The sequence below is a fragment of the Flavobacterium rakeshii genome, assembly GCF_009741375.1.
In the GTDB taxonomy this organism is placed as follows: Bacteria; Bacteroidota; Bacteroidia; order Flavobacteriales; family Flavobacteriaceae; genus Flavobacterium; species Flavobacterium rakeshii.
This window is the reverse complement of the sequence record NZ_WOWP01000016.1, coordinates 29,930-42,933: the sequence shown is the minus strand read 5'-3', so window position 1 is coordinate 42,933 and position 13,004 is coordinate 29,930. Positions and strand designations below refer to the sequence as shown.

General features: G+C 33.2%; 14 protein-coding genes and 1 tRNA gene. 7 read left to right on the top strand and 8 right to left on the bottom strand.

The window, feature by feature from the left end; translation table 11 throughout:
* The 5 genes from GN157_RS05540 to GN157_RS05520 are packed head-to-tail and all read left to right on the top strand — an operon-like array spanning window position 1 to window position 4,174.
* Window positions 1-558: a hypothetical protein gene (locus GN157_RS05540; RefSeq protein ID WP_157482110.1), complete on the top strand. Its 558-nt coding sequence runs from the start codon at window positions 1-3 to the stop codon at window positions 556-558.
* Window positions 531-1,010: a M23 family metallopeptidase gene (locus tag GN157_RS05535; protein WP_052123180.1), complete on the top strand. Its 480-nt coding sequence runs from the start codon at window positions 531-533 to the stop codon at window positions 1,008-1,010. Before GN157_RS05540 ends, GN157_RS05535 begins: the two co-directional genes overlap by 28 nt.
* A 3-nt stretch (window positions 1,011-1,013) precedes the next feature.
* A complete protein-coding gene (locus GN157_RS05530) occupies window positions 1,014-1,472 on the top strand; it encodes a hypothetical protein (RefSeq protein ID WP_157482109.1) in 459 nt (152 codons plus the stop codon).
* 2 nt (window positions 1,473-1,474) lie between these two features.
* Window positions 1,475-3,760: a zincin-like metallopeptidase domain-containing protein gene (locus GN157_RS05525; protein WP_157482108.1), complete on the top strand. Its 2,286-nt coding sequence runs from the start codon at window positions 1,475-1,477 to the stop codon at window positions 3,758-3,760.
* A 15-nt stretch (window positions 3,761-3,775) separates the two neighbouring features.
* A complete protein-coding gene (locus GN157_RS05520; RefSeq protein WP_157482107.1) occupies window positions 3,776-4,174 on the top strand; it encodes a hypothetical protein in 399 nt (132 codons plus the stop codon).
* A 113-nt stretch (window positions 4,175-4,287) separates the two neighbouring features.
* Here GN157_RS05520 and GN157_RS05515 read toward each other — a convergent pair whose 3' ends face one another.
* The 6 genes from GN157_RS05515 to GN157_RS05490 all read right to left on the bottom strand — a co-directional run bounded on the left by GN157_RS05515 (window position 4,288) and on the right by GN157_RS05490 (window position 10,510).
* The gene (locus GN157_RS05515; RefSeq protein WP_157482106.1) at window positions 4,288-4,680 is read right to left on the bottom strand and encodes a hypothetical protein; all 393 of its coding nucleotides are present in this window, start codon (window positions 4,678-4,680) and stop codon (window positions 4,288-4,290) included.
* A gap of 37 nt (window positions 4,681-4,717) precedes the next feature.
* Complete coding sequence (locus GN157_RS05510; protein ID WP_157482105.1) at window positions 4,718-5,542, bottom strand: GLPGLI family protein; 825 nt, start codon at window positions 5,540-5,542, stop codon at window positions 4,718-4,720.
* A gap of 82 nt (window positions 5,543-5,624) precedes the next feature.
* Window positions 5,625-6,005, bottom strand: a complete 381-nt coding sequence (locus tag GN157_RS05505) for a hypothetical protein (RefSeq protein WP_157482104.1) — start codon at window positions 6,003-6,005, stop codon at window positions 5,625-5,627.
* 45 nt (window positions 6,006-6,050) lie between these two features.
* Window positions 6,051-8,789: an outer membrane beta-barrel protein gene (locus GN157_RS05500; RefSeq protein ID WP_157482103.1), complete on the bottom strand. Its 2,739-nt coding sequence runs from the start codon at window positions 8,787-8,789 to the stop codon at window positions 6,051-6,053.
* A 326-nt stretch (window positions 8,790-9,115) separates the two neighbouring features.
* Window positions 9,116-10,381, bottom strand: coding sequence for a tyrosine-type recombinase/integrase (locus GN157_RS05495; RefSeq protein ID WP_157482102.1), 1,266 nt, complete (start codon window positions 10,379-10,381; stop codon window positions 9,116-9,118).
* Between the two features lie 55 nt (window positions 10,382-10,436).
* A tRNA-Met gene (locus GN157_RS05490) sits at window positions 10,437-10,510 on the bottom strand.
* A 151-nt stretch (window positions 10,511-10,661) separates the two neighbouring features.
* Here GN157_RS05490 and GN157_RS05485 point away from each other — a divergent pair.
* Window positions 10,662-11,054, top strand: coding sequence for an START-like domain-containing protein (locus GN157_RS05485; protein WP_157482101.1), 393 nt, complete (start codon window positions 10,662-10,664; stop codon window positions 11,052-11,054).
* A gap of 52 nt (window positions 11,055-11,106) precedes the next feature.
* Window positions 11,107-11,949: an aminotransferase class IV gene (locus GN157_RS05480; RefSeq protein WP_157482100.1), complete on the top strand. Its 843-nt coding sequence runs from the start codon at window positions 11,107-11,109 to the stop codon at window positions 11,947-11,949.
* Here GN157_RS05480 and GN157_RS05475 read toward each other — a convergent pair.
* Window positions 11,946-12,506 (bottom strand): YqgE/AlgH family protein, encoded by a 561-nt coding sequence (locus GN157_RS05475; RefSeq protein WP_035130261.1) that lies wholly within the window; start codon window positions 12,504-12,506, stop codon window positions 11,946-11,948. The two genes, GN157_RS05480 and GN157_RS05475, sit on opposite strands and share 4 nt — an antisense overlap.
* Window positions 12,507-12,632: 126 nt before the next feature.
* Window positions 12,633-12,905, bottom strand: a complete 273-nt coding sequence (locus GN157_RS05470; protein ID WP_035130259.1) for an HU family DNA-binding protein — start codon at window positions 12,903-12,905, stop codon at window positions 12,633-12,635.
* Between the last annotated feature and the right edge of the window lie 99 nt (window positions 12,906-13,004).

Sequence of the window (13,004 nt, the reverse complement as noted above, 5' to 3'; positions counted from 1 at the left end):
ATGAAAACAAAAAAACACACTTGGCCAGTAAGCTTTTTAATTATTCTTTTTTTACTTTTTTCGGCTTCAGGATGCCGTAATCAAAAGCTTCTAAAACAAAACACATCTACCGTTAACATTGACAGTCTTAAACAGGTTTTTAAGAAGCTTACAGAGATTAACGGAGAAATAAAAGACAGAACCTCTTTCTATCTTCCTGATGTAAAAACCGGTAGTTCTGACTGTGATAGTATTTGCAATTCCCGAATAAGGGAAATGCTTAACAGTATTAACAGAGAAATTGAATCCGGAAACAATAGGTATCAACTTCTTTACAACGAGCATAACAAAACGTTAGAAGTCTTAGCCCAAATAGCGGCTACTAAAAGCGAAAATATCGAACAGCACCAACAGGAGTTCAAACAGGAAACAAAAGAAGTAGTAACGGAAGTACCTGTTTACATAATTCCTGTTTTCTACAAGTATAGTGCTTATTTCGGATGGGTTTCTGCATTGTTTCTAATTAACTATTTACTAACTAAACTAAAATCATGGCTGCCAAAAAAATTATTTACATAGGCGTTGCAGCTACTTTAATACTTATTCTCATGTCAAACACTAACAAGGCTTTAGCTGCAATTACGAAAAAACAAAAAATAAGGGGATGCGATCCGCTGGGGTGTGGCTCTTTTGGCGCACGAAGGGGAACACATACACATCAAGGCATTGACATTATAGCTACTCCGGGTGAGGATATATATTCACCTATAACTGGAAAGGTAACACGAATAGCTTACCCGTACGCAAGTGATTTAAGTTATACCGGGGTTGAAATTGTGAACGAAAAATATAAGGTTAAAATGTTTTATATGTCTCCTACAGTTGCAATCCCTTCAGTAGTTACTGCCGGTAATAAAATAGGGGTAGCACAAAATATCAGTGCAAAACATGGGGCTGCAATGACTAATCATGTTCATATCGAAGTAAGGAACAGTTTAAATCAATTAATTGACCCAACCGACTTATTTTAAGTAATGAAAAAAACTATTGTTATTGCCGGTCTCATTATTGGTGGTATTGCTTATGCCGGTTACAGGAAAGTTCAAAAGCTGAAGGAGATATTTAATCAAATGAAAATCCACCCTTCAGGCCTAAGAAATGTAAAGATTGGGGTAGACTACTTTACTTTTAACCTTGACCTAACTATTGAAAACCCAACTACTGAAGCATTTTCTTTAAATGCCGGAAATACTGCCAGTTTTAAAAGGGTTTTAGCTTACCGTAACGGTCATTTTTTAGGAATGGCCACACTAAACCTAAACATGGTAAACATACCGGCTTTCAACTCATTTGAATTGAAAAACGTTCCCTTTCAGATTTCATCAAACATTGTAATTCAAAATGCATTAAGTATTGAAAGCTTTTCAGTGGAACAACTAACATTTGTTGTCGTAGTTGACATATTAGGAAAAGAATATTACATAGAGGGCTAATTATGGGAGTAGTAAAAAAATTCAATGGCCTCATAGGGAGGCGTAAAGATATTAAAAGGGAAGAAATAAAAACCCTTATTAATGCAGCTGTAGAACAGGAGCAATTTAAGTTGGCTGCAAGATTAACAAATGTACTTGAAAGTAACCCGGATGATGATGTTTTCAGATTTAGAAAAAATACTATTCCGGCTATAGATACAGTACCGAAAAGCTTTTTAAAGTGTTTAGACTGTGAACAGGATTCGGATAATGAAAGTATTGGTTTAGGTAAAGCTGTTTCACCTGATGAAATTTATCAGATGATTACAGATAGAATGATAGAAAAAATACGGGAAGCAAATACCCCAAGGTATGTACAAAAATGGGATGGTAAAGTATACGGTAAAGGCTACCTATTACCTTTTAATTTCGTTTCAAAAAAAATATACAGAGGTATTAACCGTTATCTTCTTACTGATTTCGAACCATTAAAAAACCCGTTTTACCTAACATTTAAACAAATTGAAGAATTAGGAGGTAAACTTAAAAAAGGAAGTATAGGGATTCCTGTTGTGTATTTTACAGAACTGTATAAGTACTACAACCCTACAACGAAAGTAGATATAGGGAGTTACAACCTAAAAAAATTCATTGCTTTACTTGAAGAAAACAGAAGTAATATTCCTGAATTTAAAGCAGGGCTCTCTCCCCAGCAGATTGCAAATAATAATAAACTACCAATCCTAAAATATTATAAGGTTTTCAACGGGAAAGACGTTGAAGGCATCGACTTTGACCTTGACAACTTTAAACACGGATATATTGAAAATGAGTTACCGGCAACCGAAGAGCATAAAATGCCAATAGCTGAAGCCATTATCAAAGCTTATCCCTCACCACAACCAAAATTAGGTTTTGGCGGTAACAGGGCATACTACTCACCTACCTCCGACCGTATTCAAATGCCACATATTGTGGATTTTGAAACCTCACAGGATTATTACCGAACGCTATTTCATGAATATGGCCATAGTACGGGATATAGTAAAAGACTTGACAGGGATTTAACCGGACGTAAAGGGTCAAAGAAATATGCTTTTGAAGAATTGATTGCCGAATTTACAGCAACCTTTTTGAGTGCCGAGGCTGGTATATTATGGCATACTAATAAAAATCATCCGGCTTACCTTAAATCATGGAATACAGCACTTACTCACCTTCAAGACGATAACCGTTTTTTAATGCGTGCTGCAACGAAGGCACAGGCCGCAGCTGATTACGTGTTAGAGTACAATAAATCCGGAGAGCCTAAATACTTCAATGATTTGAAAAAGATAGCCAAAGAAAAAGAGGCTAAAGAGAAAAAAGAAAAAGCAGCAAAAGCCAAATCAAAAAAAGTTCTGAAGCCTACCCCGGCCACTACTCGCAAAAAACAACCTTCTAAATCGGAACAGTTAAACCTTTTTGGTTTAAACGGTAATAAAAAACGTTCTGTTCTTAATGGTGTAGCGGCAGAACCGCAACAACTTATAACAATTCCGGAAGTAATACAGCCGCCCGTTATAGAACCATCAACTAAAAACCCAAGAGTTTTAAATATAGGTGCAGCGGCCAATGAAGTTCCGGCAGAATTTTATACTGTCGCCGGTGAAGTAGGTAAGTTCCTTCAAGCTGTAGAGCGTAAGCCCGAACATAGTGTAGTTATTACAATGGATGGAGAACAGGGAGCAGGTAAAACCACGACACTATACAAGTTTATGAACGCTTTTGCTACTCCTGGCAATCGTTGTTTGTTTATTTCGGGTGAAGAGCATCCGGCCAGTTCCTTAGCAAAGGAAAAAGTAAATAAGTATCTAACTCCCGCAGCACAATCAAATATTGATACTGTTGCCGATGTAAAGGACACACAAGACTTGTACAGCCTTGTTAAAGATTACGAGGTAATATTTATTGACAGTTGGCAAAAGCTTGTAAGAATGGTAGGTACTATTCACCTTGATGAAGATTTACGAAAGAAGTTTAACGGTAAAGTTTTCGTAATAATTTTTCAGCAAACTACCACCGGTAGAACCAAAGGAGGGGCTGAAGTTGTATTTGATGGTGACATAATTATAAAGATGGTAAAAGAACCTCGATTTGCTGATAATTATGCCTATTTCGATAAAAACAGGTACACTAAAGTACCTATCGAAACTATCAGGTACAATATAGCCAGTGGTACAATTTACAACCCCATTGAGCCTGAAACTGAAAGCGAGGCCGAACCCGTTGCAACGGATATAGAGGAATTAAATTTTGAAGTTATATAATTAAAAAACTAAGTTATGAATAAAAAAATGATACTTGGCGTAACACTTTTAACCGGTGCAGCCTTGCTAACCTTTAAAGACAAGATTTTTGGCGATTCAAGTACTCAAAACACATCCGGAAATATAAGTACCGGTGGTAATACAAACACCGTAGGTAATACCAGTAGTACTGGAAATACTAATGGCAATAATAATGCTATTGCAGCTAAATACGAAGGTGGTGTAGTGAGAACCCCGAACGATGCCGGTTGGTACAGGGTGATTAATGGTAAGAGAGTGGTATATCAAAGTATAGAGGGGTACTACGCTGATGGTTCAAGACAAACTTATGACCTACCTCAAAGCGAATTTAACCAAATCCCAAGTAATACCCTGGAATACATAAACAGTTCAGGGAAGTTAGTAAGGTGGTAAATAAAAAGCCTCGATAAAGTGTAAAAGAACTCCCTAAAAAAAACTCCATTAAAGAAAATTGTCTAAAAAAATCTTATTTAATGGAGTTTTTTTGTAAAGGAGGTATTTAAAAGTTATTTCAATCGATTTGAAAGTTCGTCAATTACCGCATTAACTAGATCACTAAGAAAAGTTACACCAATAGTTGCTATATCTAAACAATTATCTAATTCTATTGATGCACTCATAGTAACTTTTGCCGCTACTACACCATCAATTACAATATTACCTGTTACAGTTGCACTTAACGTGCAAGGAAAACTATCATGATACTGAACATCAATGATTTGAACATTTTTAATCTCACCTTGAAACCTTTCGTTATTAAATTCATAAATATTAATTTGTGATGTAATTAATTCAATAATTTCTGCATCACTTAAATTATTACGCAAATCATTTTCTCCTGTTTTAGAGAAACCCATTGCACTTATAATAAGTGCGAATATTAAAATAAGTTTTTTCATAATATAAGTTAACAACTATATAAGTCCTTCAGGTTGATTAAAAATCTTTTTTAACTTGTTTTTTCTTCTTCTCTCTACACAAATCGTGTGTTTCATAACTAGATACAGTTGTAATACTAGTTATTCTAGCTCCCTCCACCTTCTTTTCACTCACGTTATTAATTATAGTCTTAGATAAAGCTATTGATGCTTCATCAAGCTTATCTAAATAGTCACTAAAACTAACAATCTCATTAATTTTATTTAAATTATTCTTTTTATTTTTTATATCTTTAGAATTATTCTTTACATGTTGAACTCGTATCGCTGTAAATTCCAAATACTGATCGGTCGCCTTTGCTTCTAAAATTGCTCCTGGGAGTCCATTAAGATGCCAAGGTCCAATATTTAAGGGAATATTTTTTGTAAACCAAACAACATATTCTCTACATTTGTATTCACCTATAGCTTTTTGACACTTAAAATTTAATATTACTTTTGTTTCATTAGTAATTTTCCATTTAATGTTAGGTAAACTATCTTGGATAATTATTTTTCCCTTTTCATACAATTTCGGTGCTGTGAAAGTGAAATATTCTTTTGTTTTATTGAAACAAACAATAGGTTCGAAACTTAAAGGTAAAGATGTTTTAACCTTACTCGACATTTCATCAACAGCATCAGTTATTACAAAGTCATTATCAGCATTTCCCTTAGTAGCTTCGCCCCATGTAGTATCTTTCTTTATATACACAGATTCAATCTCATTAGCATATAACTTTCCTAGATAATATGAGTCCGCTTCATTTTTTTCAATATATTCAATATTATACATATTTTGAGAAAAAATAAAACAAGGGAATAACAATAGAAAATATTTCATAGTAATTTTTCTGTTTAGGTGTTATAAACAATAGAGATTATTATTAATAACAATCTCTATTGTAAAATTTTTAATACATTAATTAGTTGCCTAATTGTTTCTGAAGTGAAGCAATTGCTTCTTCAATTAAACCTCTAATAAGAGTAGAAGCCATACCACCTATATCGTTACAATCTTCAAGTTCTAGTTGACCCGAAACTTTTACACTTGCAGCAACAGAACCCTCTATTATAACTTTCGCCTCGACAAGTACTGTTAATTTGCATGGCTTAACGTCATCAAACTCGACCTCGGCAATTTCAAATTGATACATTGAAGTACTAAACTCCTGAATGTTCAATTGAGACTTAATTAATTCTACGACTTGTGAGTCATTGAAATTTTTAGGTAATTCATTTTCTCCTGTTTTAGAGAAACCGATTGCGCTTACCATAAGCGCAAACATTAAAATAAGTTTTTTCATTCTTAAAAAAATTGATTGGTTAAATATTTTCTTAAAAATAAATATTTATTTTTTTTTATCAAAAAGAATTATTTTTTTATGTTTTTTTTTAACACTCTCTCTTTTATTATGAAAATTATTGAATTTCCATAATAAACTTATCATAGCATATCTTCTTAAAGTCATATTTTCTCCCTCACTTTCGTAGGTAGGAGTTACATTACGGAAAACATTTATGTTTTGATTTAACACATCATACACTTTTAACTTTATCAAAAATTCTTTTCTGCTAAATGCATAGCTAAATCCTGTATTCCAAGAAATAACACCTTTTCTAAAATCACCTGTGTTTTTAGTGTTATAAGTACTCCCAACATCATTACCCCAACCAAAATTGCCCCAATATTTTGTTGTCTGCATTGCGAAATTATGTATTAAAAATTCTCCAGAATTAATCATATTATTATACGATAGCGTATATGATGGTGATACCATCAAGACATCCTTATAATTCCAATTAAGATAAACTCTAGGTGAGGCTTCCAAGATTTTAGAGTTATAAAGTACTCCATTTGTATATCCTTTATTAACACTGTATCCCGCTCTCGTTCTTATTCCAAATTTTAAATTGTGTTCACCAATTTTTTTTAACTTATTCCAATTAAAGTCTATACCAAGATTATAATTACCCCTTACGTTTTCATAGGTTGACATTCTCTTTCTATTTTCATCAAAAGTTGATGAGGATACTATGCCACTATCTTCATATATTCCATTTAAATTAATATCCCACCCAGAGCGAGTTTGGGAATTATAACCACTAACTCCTAATCTCAAACTATGATACTTTTTCTGATCTAGACGACTATTGCCTATAATAGTATTTAAGGGGTCTTGTAATCTTTCATATTCTAGAACTTGGGTTGCCGATGGATTATTAAACAGATAGTTATAATTTAAGTAGAAATATTTAGAGTTTATCGAGCTATACCTCATATTTAAATTCACATATGGATTTAAGAAACTTCTACTATATGAATAGGTATTACTTACATAGAAAGCATCGGCCTTATAGTTCGTTAAATTGACTCCACCCCCAAATTTCAAATAGAATCTCTTAAATTGAAGAATTAAGTTTGAAAAAGGTTTATATATAAATTGTTTAGAAGAAGTTTCATTAGAAAGTTCATCATTTAAAGTATTGAAATCATCTAAATCTTCATCATAATCAAATGTATGAAGTTTACTTGTATTAAGTTCATAAGTTAAAGAGTTACCTACATCAATAAAGGTTTTTTCATTAATATAATGAGAATAACTTGCCTCTATTAAGTAGTTTTCTCTCATTCCATTGTTGCTTTCCTTTTGATTTCTAATATCATCTTCCTGTTCGTTCTGATAAAAAATGGTTTGCGAATACTTTCTCCTTAAAGTCTCATTTTTATTGTTTGCATTCTTTAATACTAAACTAAAATTTGAACCTTCTTGATCTGTCTTTTGATAAAACTGTATTGTATTTGTAAAATTCATGCTCTCATAAGTATTTGAATTTACTGTACTGCTTTCGTTAAAAAGAAGTGCATTTTCTCCTAGTGAACGAGATTTATTTTCTGACTGTGAATCTGTTTTCCCTGAATAAAAACTAGAATTAATGGCTAGTTTGGTATTCGGCGTTATTTCAATATCAAATTCTGTATTTGCAGAGTTTGTTAAACTTTTATTATATGACCTTGATTCAGATTCAGTTATAAAATCTTCATCTGGTAAAATATTTACAACCCTACTCCTACTATTTTCCTTTGTTTCATTATTGTTAATCGAATAGCTTACATTAGTCTCTACTTTATCAAAGAGCCTATCTGAATAATTACCTCCACCCATGCTTGTTTTTGTAATACCACTTTCAGTCGATCCAAAAAACCTATTATAATTACTTGCTCCAACAATATTGTCTAAGGAATTACTCAGTGAAAAATTTTTTTCGTTTATATTATTAAACGCTCCCAATATACTTAATCGCTGTTTGCCTTTGAAATAATTAAGAAGCTCTGCACTTTCATAATGCTCACCAGTTCCATACCCCCCAATTATCTGACCAAACATACCCTTATTCTTATCCTCATCTATAGATAGATTGATACTTAAAGTCTCCCCACTAGCTTTCTTTCCAGAAAACTCTTCAATCTTTGTCTTAAAGTCTGTAATTTGAATTTTATTTATTAAATCAGCAGGCAGGTTTTCCATCGCTATACTTCCATCTCTATTAAAAAAAGGTTTATTATTTACCAAAAGTTGCTCTACTTTTTTTCCGTTGAACGTAATTCTTCTTTCGGAGTCTATTTCCAGACCAGGAAGTTCTTTTAGAAGAGCTTCAACGTTAGCATCTTCCCTAACTTTAAAAGAAGATGCATTAAATTCTATAGTATCATTCTTCAAACGAATTGGCACATCTTTACTGATGACCATTTCAGGTAAAATATAGCTTTCTTCTTTAAAAATTACTTTGTTAAGTTCAATATTTTCTCTTATTCCAGGGTAACTAATAGTTTTATCCTCATACCCCAATAAAGAAAATGTTAAATTTACAGAATCTTTAATTACATTTGTTTTTAAGTAAATCTTGCCATTTTTATCTGTTATTCCATAAGTAATTAAGGTAGAATCTTTTTTCTTGACTAAAAAAAAAGTAGCACCTTCCACTGGATAATTTAATGAATCTATTAAATTTCCACTAATATTGATTTGCGCAAAAGAGGATACGGTGCAAATTAACAGTAATAGAATAAATAATTTACCTCTAACCATTAATTAAAACTGTTTTTTTATGGTCAATTATAATACAAACACATATTAAGTGCTTTAAAATTTTTATCTGCATAATGTAAGGTGCTTAAATTAGAATATCAAATAGTTAAAAGTAAAATAATTCTTTTTAAATTAAAAACTACATAAAGTCCACTAATTTTTAAACCGCTACCACTTACACTATACAACTAATAAACAAATACTTAACGCAGTATTAAAATTTTCTTAATCTTTACACAGCTTATTTTAGCTAATGATATTCTTAGGAATTTATTAAGCCTTACTTGTTTTTGCTCTATTTAAATTACCCTTCTTAAACCTTAAAGTTATTTGTGTCTATTTAATAGATATGAATAATCTTCAGGTAATTCAGCATCAATATCACGCAAGTATTTTTCCAGTGCATCCATTGTAGTATGCCCGGTAATAAGCATTAACCGGCTTTTAGTTTCAAATGGCGTAAGCTGCTTTCTTAATTCACGATAAATCCTTGTAACATAAGTATGCCTGAAGCTATAAAGACCGTATTCCTCCCCTAACCCTAATTCATCTTTAATAGTCTTAAATCGCTTTCCGAAGTAGTTACGTCTGTTAACCTCTTTAGCATCCCACTCACCCACACCATTGGGGGTAAATATAAAATCAGTGTTTTTATAAGGTGTTAAATCAGGAATATCCTGTAAAAGAATATCGGGGATTATTTTTGTTTTAACTGGCTGGTTCTTTGCCCGGACTTTCAAAACTTTATCGGCTATATGAACATCTTTTTTTTGCAGCCTACACACTTCAACCGGCCGCAGCATATTAATAGATATGAATTTCACAAACAACAATAAATGTTTGTCTTTTTCAGCCATCAATTTTAAAATATCTTCTTCCTGCTGTTTAGTATAGGTTTTGTTTTTTTTGGGGCTGCTTTTTAGCACGTCTATACCTTCGATAATATTCTCCTTAACAATCTGATTATTTTTAAGGATCTTATACAACGATGATAATGCCGCCCGTGTATTATTACGATTCCTAGGACTTGTGCGTTGCAATATATCATTGAGAAAGCCTATAGCATCTATACTTTTAACCTCATTCATTTTTGTATCGACCGGCTTGTTATTTGTAAGCCAATCCCTAAACCTTGAAATACGGCTTTTAAAATCATTGTAAGAGCTTTCGGAATGCAATTTCTTTGCATACTCTAGCGCAAAATCAATAGCTTCAGTAACTTTCTTTGCTGAATTAATATTAACTGGCTCTCTATCTGAATGACCAGATAAAATGCTGTTATCGGGTTCAGGAGTATAAGGGTTAAAACCTTCCTCTAATATTAACTTTACAGACTTGCACAAAGCCCGGGCGCGTAAGAGTCTTTCCTTAACAGTATTGTAGTTGTCTAAATCTGCATATACAGGCGGTTGACGCTCTAACTTTCCCGTTTCAGGATTTCTAAAAGAATAATAAACGTACCACCTTCTATTAAGGTCGCCGCCTCCGTCGTAAATAGTTGGTCCTCCGTATTGTTTTTGTTTCTTCAAATCGTATTCAAAAACGTATTCAAAATCGTATTCATTGCGTAATATCCTGTTGATTGAAGGCATAAAAAAAGCGGTTTTAAATTGCTTTAAAACCGCTTGGCTGCATATTGCGTTTCTGTAGCGAAGACGGGAGTTGAACCCGTGACCTCAGGGTTATGAATCCTGCGCTCTAACCAACTGAGCTACCTCGCCAAATATTCTCGGTCATTACGTCCTTGAATGCGGGTGCAAATATAAAACTAAATTTAAAGGTTGCAAATATATTTTCAAGAAAAAAAATTATTTTTCAAAACGCTTTCATTTCAAAACTAAAAATTATATATTTCAAAAAAAATAACAAAGCATGGACGTTAAAGTAAAATACGAACTAGAGTTCCCTATAACATCTTCCCCACAGTTGTTATATCAATATATATCAACACCTTCAGGCTTATCAGAATGGTTTGCCGACAATGTTAATTCAAGAGGAGAAATCTTCAGCTTCCTTTGGGACGGCTCTGAAGAGAAAGCTAGGCTTGCCTCAAAAAAAAGCGGCGAGAAAGTAAAATTCCGTTGGCTTGATGAAGACAATAAAGACACTGATTATTATTTTGAGATTCGTATTATAGTTGACGAGATTACAAAAGATGTTTCTTTAGTAGTTGTTGACTTTGCAGATGAAGACGATATAGAAGAGTCAAAACAACTTTGGGACAACCAAATTTCCGACCTTAAACATGTAATAGGTTCTGTTTAGGAATTCTTTCATATAAGACTTATATTTGCCCTGAATTTTCAGGGCTTTTTTTATGATTAATTACAACGGCAATCTTACAGAAAACACAAATATTTCAGTAGAACAAAACAGAGGATTTTTATACGGCGATGCCGTTTTTGAAACCTTAAAAGTTGTAGACGGAAAAATATTGTTTGCAGAAGATCATTACTTCAGGCTAATGGCTTCTATGCGAATTGTAAGAATGGAAATCCCTATGCATTTCACTATGGAATACATGGAGGAACAGGTTAAAAGCCTGGCTAATGCTTTGAACATAAGCGCTTCCTGCCGTGCCCGACTTACTTTTTTCAGAAAATCAGGCGGGTTTTACCTGCCAACCACAAATGATTCTGAATTCATCATTACAGCCGAAGCTTTACAGGAAACCTTATACAGTTTTACCGAAAACTCAACTTATGAGGTAGACCTGTTTAAAGACTTTTATGTAACAAAACAGCTTCTATCAACCATTAAGTCAACCAACAAAATGGTACAGATAACCGGAAGCATTTTTGCATACGAAAACGGCCTTGATAACTGCCTGCTTATCAATGACGAGAAAAATGTTATCGAAGCGCTTCAGGGCAACATATTTATACTTAAAGGCAAAAAACTGATTACCCCTCCTATTACAGACGGATGCCTTAACGGGATAATGAGAAAGCAGATTCTTGCTATTGCCCGCAAAACTGAAGGTCTTGAAGTTAGCGAAGAGAGCGTTTCACCTTTTGAACTACAAAAAGCAGATGAAATTTTCATCACTAATGTAATTAAGGGAATACAACCAATAACAAAATACCGCAAAAAGGAATACGGCAGCACACTGGCTTCCGAACTAATAAAAAAACTGAACGTACTTATCCGACTAGGCTAGTTTAGCGATGGGTTTTCGGGAGAGTTTGACCAGATAAGATAATCACCTCCAAGCTCCATTATTTTTTCTTTCCAGAAAGAGGTGCTTGATTTACCTATTATCTTATTTTCATAACGGTTCTCAGATACTATCCAGGAGTTATCCTCAAGTTCGTCTTCAAGTTGATGAGCAGCCCAACCCGTGTATCCTAAAAAGAAACGGATATTACCCTTTTTAATCTTACCCTGATTGATAAGGTGTTTTGTAGACTCAAAATCACCTCCCCAGTAAATACCATTAGAAATTTCAATACTATCAGGTATTAAATCGGGGATATTATGAATAAAGTAAAGATTGTCCTGTTCTACAGGCCCACCGTTATAAATTTTGAAGTTTCCTTCCACCTCAGGAAGCAAATCTTTTATAGAATATCCTAAAGGTTTATTGAGTATAAAACCTATAGAACCTTCATCATTATGATCAGCTAGTAAAACTACAGATCTGCTAAATGACAGATCTCCAATGGATGAGGGCTCTGCTACCAGCAAATACCCTTTTTTGGGTTTTAGTGTAATCATGGGCTTACCTTTTTATTAAAATAAATTTAAAGAAAAAATACCTAGTTCCAAAATAATTACCTAAAGATTTAATTAAAAAAGCCTCCAAACAGGAGGCTTTTTAACTTATATTTTCAAGATATAATATTAGTTTACAGAACCGTCAAGCTCAGCACCCGGCTTAAATTTAACTACATTTTTAGCAGCGATTTTGATTGTAGCACCAGTTTGAGGGTTTCTACCTTCTCTTGCAGCTCTTTTAGAAACTGACCAAGAACCAAAACCAACTAAAGATACTCTTCCTCCTTTTTTTAATGTATCACCTACATTACCAACAAAAGATTCTAAAGCTTTTTTTGCTGCACCTTTAGATATTCCTGCATCTGCAGCCATTGCGTCGATTAATTCTGATTTGTTCATAATAAATGTTATTAATTGTTTGGTTAAAATTATTGTTTTTCTAATCCTGTACTACAAATTTAATAGGAAAATCAAATTACGCAAGTAAATATAGGTTAA

Bases quoted from the DNA above. Each gene is read 5' to 3' on its own strand.
- GN157_RS05475 (WP_035130261.1), bottom strand. From the start codon at position 12,506: ATGATTACACTAAAACCCAAAAAAGGGTATTTGCTGGTAGCAGAGCCC.
- GN157_RS05480 (WP_157482100.1), top strand. From the start codon at position 11,107: ATGATTAATTACAACGGCAATCTTACAGAAAACACAAATATTTCAGTA.
- GN157_RS05535 (WP_052123180.1), top strand. From the start codon at position 531: ATGGCTGCCAAAAAAATTATTTACATAGGCGTTGCAGCTACTTTAATA.
- GN157_RS05470 (WP_035130259.1), bottom strand. From the start codon at position 12,905: ATGAACAAATCAGAATTAATCGACGCAATGGCTGCAGATGCAGGAATA.
- GN157_RS05520 (WP_157482107.1), top strand. From the start codon at position 3,776: ATGAATAAAAAAATGATACTTGGCGTAACACTTTTAACCGGTGCAGCC.
- GN157_RS05530 (WP_157482109.1), top strand. From the start codon at position 1,014: ATGAAAAAAACTATTGTTATTGCCGGTCTCATTATTGGTGGTATTGCT.
- GN157_RS05500 (WP_157482103.1), bottom strand. From the start codon at position 8,789: ATGGTTAGAGGTAAATTATTTATTCTATTACTGTTAATTTGCACCGTA.
- GN157_RS05495 (WP_157482102.1), bottom strand. From the start codon at position 10,381: ATGCCTTCAATCAACAGGATATTACGCAATGAATACGATTTTGAATAC.
- GN157_RS05485 (WP_157482101.1), top strand. From the start codon at position 10,662: ATGGACGTTAAAGTAAAATACGAACTAGAGTTCCCTATAACATCTTCC.
- GN157_RS05510 (WP_157482105.1), bottom strand. From the start codon at position 5,542: ATGAAATATTTTCTATTGTTATTCCCTTGTTTTATTTTTTCTCAAAAT.
- GN157_RS05515 (WP_157482106.1), bottom strand. From the start codon at position 4,680: ATGAAAAAACTTATTTTAATATTCGCACTTATTATAAGTGCAATGGGT.
- GN157_RS05505 (WP_157482104.1), bottom strand. From the start codon at position 6,005: ATGAAAAAACTTATTTTAATGTTTGCGCTTATGGTAAGCGCAATCGGT.
- GN157_RS05525 (WP_157482108.1), top strand. From the start codon at position 1,475: ATGGGAGTAGTAAAAAAATTCAATGGCCTCATAGGGAGGCGTAAAGAT.
- GN157_RS05540 (WP_157482110.1), top strand. From the start codon at position 1: ATGAAAACAAAAAAACACACTTGGCCAGTAAGCTTTTTAATTATTCTT.